General features: G+C 56.9%; 17 protein-coding genes and 2 pseudogenes. 9 read left to right on the forward strand and 10 right to left on the reverse strand.

Translation table 11 applies throughout. The features are described from left to right. Positions 1–8: 8 nt before the first annotated feature. The 3 genes from H3H39_RS06405 to H3H39_RS06415 form a co-directional block, all read right to left on the reverse strand. Entirely contained in the window at positions 9–671 is a 663-nt protein-coding gene (locus tag H3H39_RS06405; protein ID WP_182152502.1) for a GntR family transcriptional regulator, read from the reverse strand. A gap of 222 nt (positions 672–893) precedes the next feature. After that, positions 894–1,367, reverse strand: a complete 474-nt coding sequence (locus H3H39_RS06410) for a GNAT family N-acetyltransferase (RefSeq protein WP_182152503.1) — start codon at positions 1,365–1,367, stop codon at positions 894–896. A gap of 118 nt (positions 1,368–1,485) precedes the next feature. Beyond that, positions 1,486–1,674 carry a hypothetical protein gene (locus H3H39_RS06415; RefSeq protein WP_182152504.1) on the reverse strand — a complete coding sequence of 63 codons (189 nt, stop codon included), beginning with the start codon at positions 1,672–1,674 and terminating at the stop codon, positions 1,486–1,488. 288 nt (positions 1,675–1,962) lie between these two features. Here H3H39_RS06415 and H3H39_RS06420 point away from each other — a divergent pair. Then, positions 1,963–2,210, forward strand: a pseudogene (locus tag H3H39_RS06420) (IS110 family transposase); the annotation flags it as partial. A gap of 274 nt (positions 2,211–2,484) precedes the next feature. Here H3H39_RS06420 and H3H39_RS06425 read toward each other — a convergent pair. The 4 genes from H3H39_RS06425 to H3H39_RS06440 form a co-directional block, all read right to left on the reverse strand. After that, positions 2,485–3,072, reverse strand: coding sequence for a hypothetical protein (locus H3H39_RS06425; protein WP_182152505.1), 588 nt, complete (start codon positions 3,070–3,072; stop codon positions 2,485–2,487). 263 nt (positions 3,073–3,335) lie between these two features. Then, a complete protein-coding gene (locus H3H39_RS06430) occupies positions 3,336–3,671 on the reverse strand; it encodes a hypothetical protein (RefSeq protein ID WP_182152506.1) in 336 nt (111 codons plus the stop codon). A gap of 101 nt (positions 3,672–3,772) precedes the next feature. Continuing rightward, the gene (locus H3H39_RS06435) at positions 3,773–4,087 is read right to left on the reverse strand and encodes a hypothetical protein (protein WP_182152507.1); all 315 of its coding nucleotides are present in this window, start codon (positions 4,085–4,087) and stop codon (positions 3,773–3,775) included. 14 nt (positions 4,088–4,101) lie between these two features. Continuing rightward, a complete protein-coding gene (locus H3H39_RS06440; RefSeq protein ID WP_182152508.1) occupies positions 4,102–4,482 on the reverse strand; it encodes a lamin tail domain-containing protein in 381 nt (126 codons plus the stop codon). Positions 4,483–5,113: 631 nt separating this feature from the next. Here H3H39_RS06440 and H3H39_RS06445 point away from each other — a divergent pair. Continuing rightward, entirely contained in the window at positions 5,114–5,926 is an 813-nt protein-coding gene (locus H3H39_RS06445) for a PDDEXK family nuclease (protein WP_182152509.1), read from the forward strand. 45 nt (positions 5,927–5,971) lie between these two features. On the opposite strand, the gene H3H39_RS06450 is transcribed toward H3H39_RS06445, so the two are convergent. The 3 genes from H3H39_RS06450 to H3H39_RS06460 all read right to left on the reverse strand — a co-directional run bounded on the left by H3H39_RS06450 (position 5,972) and on the right by H3H39_RS06460 (position 7,743). After that, on the reverse strand, positions 5,972–6,604 hold the full coding sequence (locus H3H39_RS06450) for a hypothetical protein (protein WP_182152510.1): 633 nt from the start codon (positions 6,602–6,604) through the stop codon (positions 5,972–5,974). Beyond that, positions 6,605–7,087 (reverse strand): papain-like cysteine protease family protein, encoded by a 483-nt coding sequence (locus H3H39_RS06455; RefSeq protein WP_182152511.1) that lies wholly within the window; start codon positions 7,085–7,087, stop codon positions 6,605–6,607. It lies immediately after the preceding gene. A 98-nt stretch (positions 7,088–7,185) separates the two neighbouring features. Beyond that, entirely contained in the window at positions 7,186–7,743 is a 558-nt protein-coding gene (locus H3H39_RS06460) for a hypothetical protein (RefSeq protein WP_182152512.1), read from the reverse strand. A 641-nt stretch (positions 7,744–8,384) separates the two neighbouring features. Here H3H39_RS06460 and H3H39_RS06465 point away from each other — a divergent pair. The 7 genes and pseudogenes from H3H39_RS06465 to H3H39_RS06495 all read left to right on the forward strand — a co-directional run. Then, the gene (locus tag H3H39_RS06465) at positions 8,385–10,463 is read left to right on the forward strand and encodes an ATP-dependent nuclease (protein ID WP_182152513.1); all 2,079 of its coding nucleotides are present in this window, start codon (positions 8,385–8,387) and stop codon (positions 10,461–10,463) included. Continuing rightward, positions 10,453–12,213: an ATP-dependent helicase gene (locus tag H3H39_RS06470; protein WP_220461443.1), complete on the forward strand. Its 1,761-nt coding sequence runs from the start codon at positions 10,453–10,455 to the stop codon at positions 12,211–12,213. Before H3H39_RS06465 ends, H3H39_RS06470 begins: the two co-directional genes overlap by 11 nt. 93 nt (positions 12,214–12,306) lie before the next feature. After that, complete coding sequence (locus H3H39_RS06475; RefSeq protein WP_182152515.1) at positions 12,307–12,687, forward strand: hypothetical protein; 381 nt, start codon at positions 12,307–12,309, stop codon at positions 12,685–12,687. Between the two features lie 1,208 nt (positions 12,688–13,895). Then, complete coding sequence (locus tag H3H39_RS06480; RefSeq protein WP_182152516.1) at positions 13,896–14,306, forward strand: hypothetical protein; 411 nt, start codon at positions 13,896–13,898, stop codon at positions 14,304–14,306. Between the two features lie 170 nt (positions 14,307–14,476). Beyond that, complete coding sequence (locus tag H3H39_RS06485) at positions 14,477–14,875, forward strand: hypothetical protein (RefSeq protein ID WP_182152517.1); 399 nt, start codon at positions 14,477–14,479, stop codon at positions 14,873–14,875. 163 nt (positions 14,876–15,038) lie between these two features. Beyond that, a complete protein-coding gene (locus H3H39_RS06490) occupies positions 15,039–15,947 on the forward strand; it encodes a DUF4238 domain-containing protein (protein ID WP_182152518.1) in 909 nt (302 codons plus the stop codon). Positions 15,948–16,026: 79 nt separating this feature from the next. Beyond that, positions 16,027–16,411, forward strand: a pseudogene (locus tag H3H39_RS06495) (transposase); the annotation flags it as partial.

A 16,411-nucleotide genomic window follows, 5' to 3' on the forward strand; every position in this document is an offset into this window, starting at 1 on the left:
AGTGGCTCTCAGGCTTGGGTTGACGGAGATATGAGCGAGGCAAGTGCACTTTGTTGAGTCTGTCTCAGGTGCGAAGTTAGGATAGCGCTGGCCGCTGCAACATCACGGCCCCGCACGGCGGCGATTAATTGATGATGCTCGTCGCTCCATCCTGTGCGGCGCGTGTCTGGCCCCATATGCGCGAGGCTAAACCGCTCGACTGAACCGCGAAGACCAGCGATCAATTGCAAGGTGTGGGTTCGTCCAGAAGGGGCATACAGTTCGCCGTGAAAATCCCTGTCGATGCGCACCCACTCGGCCGGCTGGTCCTCATCATCCAATTCGCGCTGTAGCGCCTCGAGCTTGCGTATGGAACGCTCAGTATGTTGCGGAATGGCGTATCGCAAGGCATCAACCTCCAGCATTACGCGCAAATCAAACATTTCACTCAGTTGCTCGGCGGAGTAGCTGGCAACAAAGGCGCCACGATTGGGCTCTATGACTACCAGCCCTTCCGACTGCAGCGCCTGCAGTGCCTCGCGCACGGGAATCCGGCTAACGCCGAACTCTTCGGCTAACTCCACCTGACGTAAGACGGTCCCCGGGGGCAAACTGCCTGACGTGATCGAGGTGCGTAACGCAGCCAGAATTGCGTGGCCGCTGCTTGGTTTATGGTTGGATTTGGTGGGCATGCTCAAGATTGTATACATGTATCCAATGAGCTGCAAGGATAGCAGTATTAGGCCGAATCTGAACCAGCAAGAAGCAATGGCTGTCCAGGCGACGGACACGATTGACTGCAAGCGGATGCGTATAATGAGATCCACCAGGCGGCTCGAGACCGGTGTATGCATGGTGCGGTGCAGCCCCCCTGCCCTTTTTGACCACGTCGTCGAAAGGTTTGCCGATTCCCTTCAAAGGGCGGACTTTACCGCAGCCGGGACGTCTGCCAACCAGTGTTTCCACATCAAGTACTCAACGTGGGCATCTGTGCCGTCGCTTGCCGGCATGATCGGTATCGTGGCATAGACCTCGTAGCCGCACTGGCGGTACAAGGCATAGCCGGGCTGGAAGTCTGACGTCGCCAGGCGACTACGGAAAATACGGCGTGATGTCGCATACTCCTCGATTTCTTGCAACAGGACGGTGCCAATACCACGCCTACGAAATGACTCGTCAACCCACAACATGTTCACATAAAGCCAGCCGAACTGCAGCCAGCCGTGGACCGCTCCGCAAATCTGTCCATTATTTGTACCAGCCTTCACGAGGATCGGCTCAGCGCTGTAGTCACCAAGCTGCGCCTCGTTGAACGCTTTTAATGCATTGCGCAACGGTTCGACCTGCTCCGCATCCGGCTTTAAAATTTTTTCATATTGAATTGTCATGTTCGCTCGTCGTCTTTGGTTGACTTTGTCCTGGTAAACTCCGTCCGGATAGATGGCTAGATCAATAGCGATAGCTCAAATTCCGTCATCCACGCTAAGCAGGAGGCGTGCGCCCAGCTCAAGCAAACACCGCTTTGGATCGGCGGATAAATTCCAAGAAATCACGGCATGGAACTTTCACGGTTTCCATCTGAAAAACGGCGGGGATTTTATCATTCACAAGCTTGTGCTCACGGCACGGTTCATCCCCGCAGGTGCGGGGAACAGCGTCAACCACCAACTTGATGACGGAGGAATTGCGGTTCATCCTCGCAGCTCCGGAGGTAGCTCATCGGCTTGGGGACTGGTTGAAATGGCGCCCCCGTTACTATATATAGACCTTGATCCTCAAGGTTTTGGCCAGCCAAGTTCGGCACGATTGTTGCCCCCCAGTCGTCCATGATCCGAGGGGTGTTGTCACCGAACTTGGTGGGTGGCTGGTGATCGCTAATAAGGACTTGGTCCAGGGGAACGCCTGAGACCATTCGTAACGTGGATGCCGAGACCTGCTGCCGTAAGCCGTTGGCCATTAGAATCTCTTGTAGCGGGAGGTCGCATGGACGCGATTGAACATTACGATGCTGTAGATGTCTGTATCGGTGTAGACGTCGGCAAGGGGGGGAGCACCACGCGGTCGCGCTCAGCAAAGCCGGAAAACGCTTATTTGGTAAAGCCCTGCCGAATGATGGAGCGAGACTGCGGACGCTGATCTCCAGTCTCAAAGAACACGGCAAACTGTTGCTAGTCGTTGACCAGCCCACAACCATCGGTGCATTACCGGTAACCGTCGCCAGAGCGGAAGGTACGTGACGTTCGCCGCCTGCTTCGGCGCCGTCGCGTGGCAATGTATAGCCACATACGAAAAATAACAGTATCTGTCCTGGCTTTTATGCTGCTCCCGAAGACGGCAGGAGACAACAAAAAACCCGCGCCTCTTGCGAGTACGCGGGTTTTTTGCTGAATCTCTGGTGCGCTTGCCGGAATCGAATGCCCTATGAAGAAAGTTCCGAAAAACTCAGGTCCCTCCCAGGTCCCTCACTTTTAGACGCGGTTCGCCCGTTCGGTTCCGCGCTTCCGATCAGCTCCCATTAAAGCACAAAGTGGCTTTCACTGGCGCACTGCACCGGCATTCAAATTTAGACCTGATTTGACATCCCATGTTCGCCCCGACGGCAAGAGCACCTACGGTTCCATTTGCTGACAAGGCTGCCGAACCTCTCCTAGTAGTCAGGTTGATATCCAGCGCCAGAGGAATCGAACTGCCCAAACGACCAAGGCAAAAGCAAGCATTCCAGCGGCCATCGACGAGCCAATCATTCAGGCGAGTCCGGAGTTCCTGGAGCTCGTCGTCCTGCACGGCAAGCCTCTTTTTCAGCTGTCCGACCTCCTTGGATGCCACGTCCGCCCTACCAGCGTTACCTATCGCGGCTTCGTTCGCCACCGATGCCTGCCTTGCCAGCGCCCACGCTTCTTCTTCCAGCGTGCCGACAACCCTCGAAAGCTCTGTAACGCGCTCCTCGGCGGTTGTCCGGCTGTGCTCGGACGCTCGAAGCTTCTTGCGCAGGTCGGCTACCTCCAGCTTCATGTACTCTACGGTGCTGGGATCGGAAAGCACTTCGCACGCCAGGAATCCGTTCTCGCTTTCCAGAACGCGCTTGATCCGCAAGACGTAGGCGTCCTCTCGTTCGTCCGTCGTGTTTTCAGCATCGTAGGGGTAGATGAGGCTCGGACATCGGCTTTCGCCTGCCTGCAGAATGTATGCTGTAGTAGATCTGCCCGGTAGGCTCGCCACGGTGGAGCTTATCTCGTTCCTTCGCGACGCCCATATGCCGTTACCGTCTCTTTGCCGAACTGGTCCTTTATGCTCTCGTCTTCATGATCGACTTCCTAATGTGGCGAGGCTTCGCGCCAGGCGGCGGCCGCCCGTTTTTATGGTCGGGCCAGCGCTACAGTGCAGGCAGCCTCGTACTTCCCGTTGTCCTTCTGCAGGTAGACAACCTTTCCTCCAGCGAGGTATATGCGGCACAGGATGTAGTCCCAGTCGGATCCGTGCACTTGGATCAGGGCCTGCAGTTCGGGCGATTCGATAAGTTTGGTGGGCGGCAGCTCGAAGCCGGTATTCAGGTACGGCTGGATCGAGGGGAACTTCTCGAAATCACGCGTCGTGGAGATGTCCGTTCCATCGATTTCAAAGGAAATGCTTCCGCCCTCTTTCTTAAATCGCTCCCATTCCGCCTTCTTCTCATCCGAATAAGTAATGGCCATTTTTCTTTCCCCTATTTCACTGCGCGTTATTGATCGTCCGGACTAGCGCACGCATGCGGCCGGCCCGGGTCGCGACGCCCCTACGGGCGTCGTCCGAAGTCCTACAGAAACACCTCAGTCTCCGAGCGGTCGTCGGTCTTGAGGCTGAGCCAGAAACGGATAGTCAGGCCGTCGTGCATTTCGAAGTCCTCCCCGGCGCGCATCATCGACACGGGCAGCGCGCAGATCGGGCCGTAAATCCAAGGCGGCTGGCTCAGCATCTCCTTCTGTGGAATACGTCCGTATTCCGCGAGCGTGGACTTCTTCAGGAACTCCTGCGCGGACGCGACGTCGGAAAACTTGTCCGGCTCGCGCTCGTGGAGGATTCGCCCCGCCTCCAGCCAGTTCCCGGTCTCGAAATAGAATCGTCGGTTCATGTTCTCGTCCCCCGTCACTCTTGCGCGGGAACGCTTTTCGATTGGCGGGAAGCTTTCGGAGCGTACAGGAGATACGCCGTGTCGCCGTCCTTGTTCCATACGGTCTTCTGGTGGTTCCAGTGGATGGCATGGATGACTTGCTTGCTTTCATTGACGAAGACCTTGTCTTCGCCTGACCGGGTGCGGAGCGAGACGAATTCGCCTTGCTTGACGGTTTTCGGAGGGAACAGGAACGAGTGGCGGTTCTCGTTGGAGGCTTGGTGGTCCGAGCCGAACGTGGAATCCATCAGCACGTAGTCGCCAATGTCCACGTCCTCAATAGCCTCAAGCCAAACGTGTTCCGACGACAATTTACCGGGATTGTTGACGCTTAACAGCTTGAATTTTTTTGACATCTACGGGCCTCGCAAATAATAAACCTCCCATCATGACGGATTGTCAACGGGCGGAAGAATGCCATGGCGGAAATCGCCCGGCTTGGAGCTTAGGTGGATTCAATTGCATGTATTTCAAGAGTGATTGCCGAAAAGAATTTTTATTTGCGACTCGCAAGCTTCACCACGCGGCCTTCGAATACATCCATCCATATCCCGACGGAAAAGGCGGGGCGGAAGGATTGCCCTGAACTCGCTCCTCATCATGGCGGGCTTTCCGAACGTGGCGATCAAGGGCATACGGCAAGGACCGCCAGAGATACTACCGGCGCCGAGTAAATGCGCAGGTAATCAACGTCGTCCGCAAGCACAGGGCGTACACGCACCCGGATCTGTGCATCTTGCCGGAAAGCGTCGCACGGTAAGCGAGATCGGTCGCGCCGAGGGCACGCCACTTGCTTGAAATAGAGAACGCCCGCCCTCACGTTGAAAGACAGCTAGGTTGGTGTGTGAACGCGCTCACCAAGAATGCAATGCCCCGAATCAGAAGGAGGAATCTTTTGAGCCCAGTCCGGCGGGCAACCGCCCAATAGCTAAGACCCACACTGTGGCGTGACAAAGCTCTCGCCACTCTGCAAGAGGAGGAACATCCATGCTGTCAGACGATCTCGCGGCGTCCGCTCTGAGCGCGCTGGGATTTGATGTGCAAGTAATTCCCGTGTCCGGAGACGGTGGAAAGAAAAGGCCAGACTTCATTATCAGCAGTCGCGGTGAGACCGCAGTCGTGGAAGCAAAGCTGAAATTGGACGACGCTGCCGAGGCAAGCCGCAGGGAGGAAATTTTAAGCAACGGAGAAGTCTATGTGTCGGAGCACGTTCTTGGCCGCGACGAAACCCTTTCCGCAATCGTCGGAAGGAGCAATAGGCAGCTCAGGGCCTCCCCCTTGGACGCGGACTACAAAATCCTCATGTTCCTGGCGCACTGCATCAATGCGAAAGTCGTAGCGGATCAAATGGTCGATACCCTCTACGGAAGGACAACCGTGATCGAGATGGCAAAAGGGGCGGCCGCCAAGCCATGCTATTTCTACAGGAACAGCGACTTCTACCGCCGCCCCGAATTGGATGGTGCCATCGTGGGTTACGTAGCGCAGGGGCGCGCTAAGCTGCGGTTCTGTATCAATCCCTATTCGCAGAAATTCGCGGAGCTCAGGGCTTCGGACCTCCTCCTTCCATTCGGCGGAGCTGTCATCGACCCCATCGAGGAAGAAGCGAAAGGACTCGCGTATATTCCGGACCCGGACATCGAGCGGAAGGAGAATGCGTTCAGCAAGCTATTTCCGCTCTATGATCCCGTCCTCAGGCATTTGGCCGCCAAGTATCAAAAAGGCCATCTGACCCGCACGGACTTTAACTCACCCGAGATTACCATCAGATCGACGAAGCATGGCAATGACGGCGGCTAACCGATTCGCAGGCCGGTCCGTCGCACTGCGTTGACGAGCGCAGGGCTACCCCTCCGTTCGGACAGGAGGGGAATTCGCGACGCTGGGGGGGCCGTCAGTGCCCCTGAGCGCTTCGCCAGCGGGTCGGCTGAGCGCGCCGACCTGCCTCTGCACTTCCCCGAGGCGCGCTTTGACCAGCTTCATGAATTCCCTGCGCCCAAGCGCCTTCGGTGCCGTTCGCTCAGCCGTCCCGCTCCTCGTCGGAATGAAGACCGAAGGTGCGCCCGCCAAGAATACCGCCGTAATGAAGAGCCTAGGGATGCTGACAATGCTCAGCGAATACTTCCGCCTGCCGCCACCGTATGCCGACGCTTGCTCAAGCGCTGCGGCCAGCGCTCTGGCAGGCTCCTGCCCACGTACAGATTCGGACAGCTGCTTTCCATCCCTGGACAGCGGGATGTCCGCCAAGGCTTCCGGCATGCCTCCGTGCTGGACGAGGATGCGCCAACCGCTCGGACTCTCGGGGGCTTTCGTCGCGCCTCTCGCCACCCTAAATGGATCGAGGGTATAGATGGGTATCGGCCCTAGCAGCTCGAGTTCCGTCTGCGGCCCGATTGGGCTCCCGAGGTGAACCAGCGCCTGCCTAATCCTGTACTCCAACCCGTCCAGCTGGCCGTCGAATCTTTGCACGTTAATCATTCAGGGCCTCGTCAGGTACGTATGAGTCCAGCGCCCATGCCCGTTCTGGTACGCGCCGTTCACCAGGTCATCGCGGGAATAGGAGCTGCTTCCGAAAATGGGATCCGACAGCAGCAGCCGCTCCGTTCCAGCGGAGTCCTGGTAGGTGCCGATGACAGCGAGGAAATGGCCGCCGCCGTCGGGCCACTCCACGCGAATGCAAATGGGCCGCCCGGAACCGAGCTCGCCCGCCGTCTGCTGAACGTCGGAGGCGCCTGCGAACCAGCCGTTGGCGTTCTGGGTCCGGGCGAGCGCCCTATCCAAGTACCACCAAGTATTGCAAGGCCCCCCATCGGAACAGCATTGCAAGGACAGCTCGGCGCTCGCGACTTGGCATTGCGTCCACTGGCTGGCCGAGTCGAAGTATTTGGAAACGCTCGACGAAACCGCCGCCCAGCACCATTGGGTGTACAGCTGAGGCGCGACGACGAAGTTGATTTTCACCGGAACGCTCCCGCCCCCGGCCCCTCCGCCGGCATTCTTCCCGGCTGTCCGAAGCGGCTGGAGAAATGGGAAGCTGACCGCCGGAATCTTCCCGCGATTCATTTATGGGCCTTGATGTAGTCGTCGAGTTTTACGAACGTGACGCCGTCCTCTCCTGCATCACAAGCTTTGGGCTGAGGCGCTGCCCCGCCGCCGGGTGCCGCCGCCGTCGCAGCGGCAGTGCCTCCGGTAGTTGCGGCGACCGCGCCTCCAGTTGCCGCAGCTGCGCCAAGCGAAGGGAATACCGTCTTAATCAGGTCGTTCGTGGCCTTCAAAGTGTCGGCAGCTGCTGGCTCGCTATCCAGGCCGACTTCCGCAAGCGCGCCGTTGTCGGCGAACTTCATGTGGAAACCAGTCTTCGCGAACTGCGCAGTCTTCGCAGTCGCAAAATACTGGGCACCTGTTGGCAGCGCGACAGTTTCGAAAAACGCCGTCTTGGCGCAGTCGCCCCCTTTGGAATGCTTGTCGTGGTAACCACCTTTAACATACACTTCCGCCGCCTTGAACGGCACGCCCTTGATTTCTGCTTGACTGGCATCAAACACCTGCAATTGCCCCGCACACCCAGCCAGCAGAATTGCAACGCCAACCCCGCAGGATGTTGCCTTGGCAGTCATATGGCCTCCGAGTCTTCCGACTTACAAAAGTAGGAATTTCCTACACCCGCAGCCAATGATGATCCCATTTCCTGCGGACATTCTCACCAACAGTAACAACCGCGCAGAATTCCAAAAATACAACGGATCGTAAATTCCGGTGGCTAGCGTTCCGCAAACCTTCGTTTTCGGACCATCGGTCCGATCGAGGGACGGTCCCATCAAAAATGGCATAGAAGCGTTCCGAAATCCCGTTCCTTGTTTTTATCTCCGGACTCATATACTTGAGACAAGTTTCGGAACATATCATCCCTCCGCCGGCGACAATCGGCTAAGCCTGCCTGTCCATCTACGAGAATGACGGAAGGGTGGCGCAACAAGGTGACGCCTGAGCGGCTGGTAACGGCCAAGGAACCTTATCGCAATCGGTCATTCCGCCCGCGCTGCGGCGACGAAGCTGGGAATTCCGCACGTCTCGCCCGACGGCAACTGGCACCGCCAGCAGGCGGCGGTATCTCGTGCCCAACTCTCCTACCGGCCCGCCTGGTAAAAAACAGCGAAAGTGAGAATTGGAGAGATTGCAGATAGGAAATTGGAGACAGAATTCGTGTAGGACCCTGCCTACATTTAGAAAGAGCCTGTTTGCTTAACCAGGACGCAGAATGCAAATCAAAAACATCGAAATCAAGAACTTCCGACTACTCAGGGATATGAAACTTTGCCTCGACAAGCAGACCACGCTGATAGTCGGGCGCAACAACAGCGGCAAGACCTCTCTCGCCGAGCTGTTCAGGCGGCTCTTGTCGGAAACCTCAGTTGGTTTCAAGTTGGAAGACTTTTCCGTCGCCTCGCACGAGGACTTCGTGACCGCCCTGAATCTCGCTGTCGAGAAGGAGGACAGCGTCAAGGTTCGCGCGGCCCTCCCCGCTATCGAGATCGCTATAGCGATTTCCTACGACGAGAAAGCCGCCAGCCTCGGCCCGATTGCCGACTTCGTCATCGACCTGAACCCCGCGTGCACCGAGGCCCGGATCGAAATCCGCTACGAGCTCGAAGAGGGGAAGATAGGAGCTTTTCTCGAAGCCGCCGAGGCTGCCTCAGCGGAGCCAGATGCGGAAAGGAAGTCGGCCCTGCTCCAATCCATGAAGGAACTGGTCCCGAAGCATTACAAGTGCAACCTGATGGCGGCCGATCCTAACGATCCGGAAAACCGAAAGCCGCTGGAATGGCAGAAGTTTCGAACGCTGATTCAAGGCGACCTCGTCACTGCCCACCGTGGCCTCGACGACACCACGCACAAGGACAACGACTCGCTGGGAAAAATCCTGAGCGCGCTGTTCGCGACCGCCGACGCGGATTCTGCCGGAGAGGCGGACAGGAACACTGCCGAGGAGCTCAGGGCGGCGGTGAAAGACGTGCAGGGAAGCATCGACAAGAGCTTCAACGAGCAACTGACCGGCCTGCTGCCAGCTCTCGACCTTTTCGGATACAGGCTGCCGGACCCCAAGCTCAGGACCGAGACGCAGCTGGACGTCGAGCTCCTGCTAAAGAACCACACCAGGATCCGGTACTCCGGCGAGGACGGGGTCCACCTCCCCGAAGCGTACAACGGCCTGGGCGCGCGCAACCTCATCTACATCCTGCTGAAGCTGTTCGAGGCTTTCAAGTCGTTCATGTCACGCCCCGGAGAGCCCGGGGCTCACCTCGTGTTCATCGAGGAGCCGGAGGCGCACCTCCATCCCCAGATGCAGGAGGTCTTCATCCAGAAGCTCGGCGAGATGGCGGCCCTGTTCTCCAAGGAATATGGCGCCGATCGGCTGTGGCCCGTCCAGTTCGTTGTAACGACGCACTCCCCGCACATGGCGAACAAGGCACCGTTCGACGCCATCAAGTATTTCCTGTCCTCGCCCGCAAAGGGAACGGCCAACTCCTTCAGCACCAAGATCAAGGACCTGAAGGGCGACTTCGGCGACACGAGCGACAAGTGCAACGAGTTCCTCCACCAGTACATGACGCTGACACGGTGCGACCTGCTGTTCGCCGACAAAGTCATCCTCATCGAGGGTACGACGGAGCGCTTGCTCCTCCCGAAGCTCGTCGAGAAGGTGGACGCCGGCCTGCCTCAGGCGAGGAGGCTCGGCAGTCAGTACGTCGCGGTCCTGGAAGTCGGAGGAGCATACTCCCACATATTCTCAAGGCTCATCAGCTTCCTTGAGCTGCCCGCGCTTACCATCACCGACCTCGACACCGTGAACGATGCCGACGACGGCAAGGCGTGCAAGGTCTCGGAAGGCACGGGCACGAGCAACGCCAGCATCAGGGCCTTTTTCAGCGGGAGCGCCGGAAAGGACTACACGCCTGCGGAACTGCTGGCGAAGACCCAGCAAGACAAGACTTGGGGAAGCCAGCGGCTCGCCTATCAAGTGCCGGAAGAAGACGGCCATCCATGCGGGCGCAGCTTCGAGGACGCCTTCATGCTCGCGAACCGCGCGAAATTCGGCATCGACGCGGCCGATCCCGAAGAGTCCGCCTGGAAGAAGGCCGCTAACGTCAAGAAGTCGGCCTTTGCCCTCAGGTACGCGATACAGGAAACCGACTGGTCCGTGCCCCGCTACATCGCGGAGGGGCTCGCCTGGCTGGCCGAGGAAGGGCTTCCTGAAAGCGCCCCTGGCGCTCCCGCAGCGCCTTCCGGCATCGTGATTGGAATGGAGGTCCCTGAGGATGCCGCCGATGGAAAATAGCGCCCAGCAGAAGAGCCCGGCAGTACTCGCCGCCGAAGAGTCGCTCGGAAAGATATACGGATGCGTCAACGCCGGAAAGAGCTTCCTGCTTGAAGCCGGGGCCGGATCCGGCAAGACGCATTCACTCGTGATGGCGCTGCGCTACCTCATAGTGAGCCGGGGCGCCCAGCTCGCGCGCCGCAACGAGAAGATCGCGTGCATCACCTTCACGAACGTCGCGAGCGACGAGATAAAGTCCCGGACCGACGGCCATCCTGTCATCTTTTCGTCGACCATACACGCGTTCTGCTGGTCCCTTATCAAGGACTTCCAGGGGTTCATGCGGGAGGAGCTTCCGAAGCTTCCGGACTGGGAGGAACGGTTGGAGGAAGGGGGCGGAATAGCGGGACGCGCCATAGCCTACGAGCTGGGCTTCCCGTCGGCGAAGAGGGACGAAAAGGAAATAACCCTTCACCACGACGACGTCCTCGCTCTCATGGTCAAGCTGATGGGCATGCCAAAGTTCCGCCGCCTGCTCGTTTCGCGCTACCCCGTGGTGTTCATCGACGAGTACCAGGACACAAACAAACATTTCGTCCAAGCTCTGCGCGAGCACTTCATAGGCAAGGAAGGAAGCCCCCTCCTCGGGTTCTTCGGGGACCACTGGCAATGCATATACGGCGAGGATGGCTGCGGAAAGATCGAGGACGACTCGCTCACCTTGGTCGAGCAGAAGGCGAACTTCAGGTCGGTGCGTCCCATTGTAGAGGCGCTCAATGAGATGCGCCCCGAGCTCCCGCAGGCGTTCAGCGACCCGGAGAGCAAAGGGCAAGCCATGGTGTTCCATACGAACGGATGGGCAGGCAAACGGAGGTCGGGAGCCGGCGGGCACTGGACGGGCGACCTTCCTGCTGAAGACGCCCACGCCCATCTCGAAGCGCTAAGGGAGAAGCTCGGCGGAGAAGGCTGGGACTTCTCCGAACGGAAAACCAAGATCTTAATGCTCACGCACGGGGTGCTCGCGTCAGAGCAAGGGTATAGCGGCATAGCGAAGGCGTTCCTGGGCAGGCCGGGGGCATACTCGAAGAAAGAGGACAAACTCGTCAAGTTCCTGCTCGAAATCGTGGAGCCGGTCTGTTCAGCGTACGAAGGCAAGCGCTTCGGGGAAATGTTCCTGGCGCTCGGGACCGGAACTCCGGCCATCCGGTCCCACGCGGACAAGGCGGAATGGGCGAAGGACATGGATGAGCTTCTCGCCCTGCGCGCGAAAGGGAGCATCGGCAACGTTATCGACCACCTGAAAGAGACAAGACGGCCCCGGCTGCCGGACTCGATCGAACGGAACGAGCGCGAGCTGGCACAATGGACGGTCGGCGGCGTGGACGAGCCCAGTTCGTCGGTAAAGCGCCTATCCGACCTCAGGAAGGTCCCCTATGCCGAAGTCGTAGCGCTCGCGAAGTTCGTTGACGACCACACCCCTTTCTCAACGAAACACGGGGTCAAGGGCGCTCAGTTCGAGAACGTGATCGTCGTAGCTGGACGGGGCTGGAACCACTACGACTTCAACAAACTGCTCGAATGGCTGGAAGACCCGGCCAGCGTCCCCGCCGACAGGACCGCGTACGAAAGGAACAGGAACCTGTTCTACGTGGCGTGCTCGAGGCCCAAGAAGCGGCTCGCCGTCCTATTCACGCAAAAGCTCTCTGACCCGGCGCTCGACCGCCTCTGCAAGCTCTTCGGCAAAGAAAACGTGCAGGCATTCGATGCCTAAACCAGGCGAGAAAAAGAGTTCGCAGGTGCCGAGCGCGAAACCTGCGACCGGCAATTCGACCGCCCCAATCCATAGAGTATTCCAAAGGAGTCAATGATGACATCAGTCGGCACAAGCTTTCCAGTTCACATACTAGCGACGCACCCTAACATACGGTCACTCGCGAAAAGGGTCAAAACCGAGGAGTTGAGCGGACTGTACTTAGATTTCCTCCTGGCGTATATGTCTGGCCTCTTCGAGCACGTAACCCTGGTCCATGACGCATCCCTGCGCCCCCGCATGGTAAAAACGGAGCCTTCAACCCAGAGGTGGAAGCCCAGCAGCAGCAGAGAACAGGCGGCCAAGGCGATTAGCGCGATCACAGGCGTGAGCACCTTCGGGGATGTCAGCGATGCCGACCTTACGGGCAGGTTGAGGAGAGCTTTGCTCTCGAAAATCGGTCCCGAATGCACCATTCCGGTCTATGAGAAGTAAGGAAGTATAGAACCAGCTCGTTCTTGCCATTTCCTCGAATTCGCTGTGCCATGACGAGACACAGGAAAGCCGGACAGTGGCGACGTTACCCTCGGCCCACACCTCTGCTTGCGTCGATAAGCATATTTCGGCGAAAGTACTAATTTGCCAATTTACTGATGGCAACATAAAATCTTCACCAGGTCCTTCAATTCAGCGGGCTAGCACGGCTTTCACATCACATTGAGAAATGCAAACGACATGAAATATCCTGCAGTCGCGGCTTCGTTCCGCGTTTTCTTGATAATATCAAGCGCGCGAGTCCCGGGAAGCCTGAGCCTGGGCAAAATGAGCTAAACGGTATAGTTCATTTTCTGCCTGCCCCGGAAAGATTTACATCGTTCTCGTGGCACCATTTCGGACTTCCACGGCGATGCCTCAAGCGCTTGCTGTCGCGCCCCCCCCTCCAATAAGAAATCAGGTCCTATCCGTGCCTTAGGCAGAGGAAATTGAGGTGCCGTAATTATGGGGAATTATGGCGAAGAACATAATTCTCCATAATTCTTAGGTGCATCGAACTATCGTTCCACAGCAGATAGATCAGCCAGCTGCCAACCGTGTCACCAGCAAAGCAATGCTGATATTTTCCTTTTCCGTTTACGGGCTTGCCGATCAGAAGTAGACTGCGGCCGGGTCTCGGGGCTTAGCCCTGAGCAGGGAGGTAGGAACATAGAGGGAGGGCAACGACTGGCATGTTCCGGTTGCTTTGCTGACGCTGCGCGGCGGTATAGCAAACCCTACCCTGTCCCGCTCTTTTCCACCAAATCCCCCGCCGCACAACGGAAGTAACTGAAGCGATATACGACCGTGCACGCCTCGTTCACTGATTGCGGCATATCGTGCACGGTGCGCAGCGACTTCGCGGCATATCCGCGACGCTCCAGCACCGAAGTGCGGCAAAGCGCGTCATCTTTGCAGCGCTTTGGCGATATCCGCACTACGCCCTCGCGACATGGCGCGCACGCTGGCGCACCGCCACTGTTATGAACCGCAACCGTGGTGTGCATATGCACGCAACTAGCGCGACTGCCTCGCGACCGGTTTGTCGGAACAGTGCACAAAGCGCGTAACTGAGGCGTATCAAAACCTGATCACGAGAGGGCCACAAAATGAACTCTTACCCCCAAGCCCTCGGATGACCTGGCGGGCGACAGGAAGGAAATCATATTGTGGCCACGCTTACCATTAAGCCGATCAGCGAGATCAGGGACGCGCTTACCAAGCTCGTGCAACAACCGCGTGAAAACAAGGTCGCGTCGAAGCTCCGCGCGGTATCCTTGCTTGCAGAGGATGTGCGAGCTCTGGCTCGCCAAGGCTATACCTACACAGAGATCGCCGACATTCTGAGCGAACATGGCCTCCCGATTTCCGCCCCCACGCTGCGGAGCTATATGTCCCGCATCAATGCCACAAAGCCCGAACAGCGGCAGCCTGTAGCGCGCTCCGCCCAAAGTCCGCTAGCAACCACGCTCACTACGAAAAGCACCTCGACGTCCCCGTCGCATGCCCGCAGCACGATAGAACGGCCCAGCATTTCCAGCGGGAGATTCAGGCCGACGCCTGATAGCGACGACATCTAAATCCATTCGCTCAAATGCTCATCCGTAGACAACCGCAGCAAGTTTTTACGAATTGCAATTCCTCGTCAAATCAATAGCTTGCAACTCCTCAATATCCGCAGCAGTACACTGTAATACTCTAAAAACAGAAAATATTTAGTGCACGGCTAGTGCACGAAAGAGGCCGCCAGATGAAAGGAAAACTGACTGCCCGAGAAATTGCCGCTCTCCGCGCTGCTATCCTGCCGCAACGGATCGATTGGATATTGAACGATCCCCACTTCGGCGCAAAGAGTCTTTCGGAGTTGAAGAAGGAAATTTTCGGCGCTAGGATACTGCTTGTCTGTTCAGACTTAGCCAACGGAACCAAGCATTTTCGACTAGACAATCCCAAGACCGATATCACCCTGTCTAGCCGTACAGGATTCCATGTCGATCCGGCCTTGGGTATTTTTCAAGAGCACTTCTATATTATCGCGCCCTGCACGAACGACGCCTTCCACCGCAAAGAAGTCAGGGACTTTCTGCTGGAGTGCAGGGACACATGGCGCCGTATCATTCGACAAGCACTATTTGTCGTGCGTCGATGACGAGGCCCGATTCTTCGATGCCTGAGACGACCTATCTCTTGCTTGATTTTAGGGCATTGCCTTGATGGCTAGCGGTGCTAAGAACGAAGATCGCATTCTCAAACTTGTATGTGAATAAGTGGCTGGCGCCGAGTTGTTACTGTTCTGCTGAGGGATTTACGAAATGCTTCCACATAATGGATCCACTAATCATCACTATATCCCGCAGTTCTACCTGAAGGGCTTCTGTCGTAGTGACGGCACGTTCGACGTGTATGACAAGAGCATTGGAAAATTCAAGAAAGCACCACAAACCCCTGCAATTGTCTTCTTTGAGCCTAAGCGAAACACCATTAAGTATCGCGGACAAACAACAGACATCATAGAACAACAATTTTCACGCATGGAGGCATCCCTCGCAGAGTTATTCAAGCTCATTCGAAATGGGCTGCCAGTGAAAACTCTGCTAAGTCCAGATGGCGTTCGCTTGCTGAAATTTCACATGGCGCTTCAGTTTTGGCGGCTACCTCGGTTAGATAAATTTTCGAATGAATTCCTGAAGTCACGCACGATCGAGCAAGTCGCACACATGTGCACGATCACTGTTCCCCCGTTACCTGCTAGTGAGGTCCACAAACTTCTGCAAAGTGATGAGGGGTATCGAAAATTTGCGAGGGCATTTTTTCTTCCACTCACCACGTTCGATTTAAATCGTCCGATCCCCGGCCACATGGAGTGGAAAGTCTTGGAGGCGACGCCTGAAAGTGGCTGGTCAAATCACCTTTGCACGGATGCGCCGTTCATATTTGGCCAACCAAATGACCTTATGACATTTTCAGCGCCATTTATCTTCCCGTTGACGAACACGAAACTCCTCGTCGGAGGTCATCGTGCGCGAGATTTTAGCTCTCTAGAACCCATTATTTCTACGAAGATTTCGATGCTCTCCTTCCTGCAGGCTAATCGATACGTGGTTGCATCGAACAAGGACTATTTGACAAAGGTGATTGGCCTATCAGAGAACTATGATGGCTTTACCGGAATACTCCTCCTTCAAAACGAAGTTCTAAGTGTACTCACAGAAGGCGTTTAGGATTTTAGCTATGCGGCCAAGTGAATCGCCACGAGTTCTATAGACACTCCTGAGCCATAATTTAGGCAAAGGAGAAATCATGAGTGGGAAGCGTTACACGGGAGAATTTAAGGTCGCTGCGGTCAAGCAAATTATTGATCGCGGGCACCCAGCGGCCGAGGTCGCTGAACGGCTTGGTGTCAGTGTCCACAGCATCTATGCGTGGACAAAGCGGTATGGTGTGCCCGAGGTTGAACGTAAAGCCCAGGACGCCCAATCTGACGAGCTGCGGCGACTGAAGGCTGAATTGAAGCGCGTAACCGAGGAGCGCGACATCTTGAAAAAGGCCGCAGTGTACTTTGCCAAGACGTCCGGGTAAGGTACACCTTCATTCAGGAAGTGCAGGACGAATTTCCGGTGCGGCGCTTGTGCAAGATGATGGGAGTTCATCCCAGCGGTTTCTACGCGTGGTGCGTTCAACCTGA

Source organism: Rugamonas apoptosis (genome assembly GCF_014042355.1).
Classification (GTDB): Bacteria; Pseudomonadota; Gammaproteobacteria; order Burkholderiales; family Burkholderiaceae_D; genus Rugamonas; species Rugamonas apoptosis.

Coding starts and splice junctions, on each gene's coding strand:
- H3H39_RS06405 (WP_182152502.1), bottom strand. CDS start 671: ATGCCCACCAAATCCAACCATAAACCAAGCAGCGGCCACGCAATTCTG.
- H3H39_RS06410 (WP_182152503.1), bottom strand. CDS start 1,367: ATGACAATTCAATATGAAAAAATTTTAAAGCCGGATGCGGAGCAGGTC.
- H3H39_RS06415 (WP_182152504.1), bottom strand. CDS start 1,674: ATGAACCGCAATTCCTCCGTCATCAAGTTGGTGGTTGACGCTGTTCCC.
- H3H39_RS06430 (WP_182152506.1), bottom strand. CDS start 3,671: ATGGCCATTACTTATTCGGATGAGAAGAAGGCGGAATGGGAGCGATTT.
- H3H39_RS06435 (WP_182152507.1), bottom strand. CDS start 4,087: ATGAACCGACGATTCTATTTCGAGACCGGGAACTGGCTGGAGGCGGGG.
- H3H39_RS06440 (WP_182152508.1), bottom strand. CDS start 4,482: ATGTCAAAAAAATTCAAGCTGTTAAGCGTCAACAATCCCGGTAAATTG.
- H3H39_RS06445 (WP_182152509.1), top strand. CDS start 5,114: ATGCTGTCAGACGATCTCGCGGCGTCCGCTCTGAGCGCGCTGGGATTT.
- H3H39_RS06450 (WP_182152510.1), bottom strand. CDS start 6,604: ATGATTAACGTGCAAAGATTCGACGGCCAGCTGGACGGGTTGGAGTAC.
- H3H39_RS06460 (WP_182152512.1), bottom strand. CDS start 7,743: ATGACTGCCAAGGCAACATCCTGCGGGGTTGGCGTTGCAATTCTGCTG.
- H3H39_RS06465 (WP_182152513.1), top strand. CDS start 8,385: ATGCAAATCAAAAACATCGAAATCAAGAACTTCCGACTACTCAGGGAT.
- H3H39_RS06470 (WP_220461443.1), top strand. CDS start 10,453: ATGGAAAATAGCGCCCAGCAGAAGAGCCCGGCAGTACTCGCCGCCGAA.
- H3H39_RS06475 (WP_182152515.1), top strand. CDS start 12,307: ATGATGACATCAGTCGGCACAAGCTTTCCAGTTCACATACTAGCGACG.
- H3H39_RS06485 (WP_182152517.1), top strand. CDS start 14,477: ATGAAAGGAAAACTGACTGCCCGAGAAATTGCCGCTCTCCGCGCTGCT.
- H3H39_RS06490 (WP_182152518.1), top strand. CDS start 15,039: ATGCTTCCACATAATGGATCCACTAATCATCACTATATCCCGCAGTTC.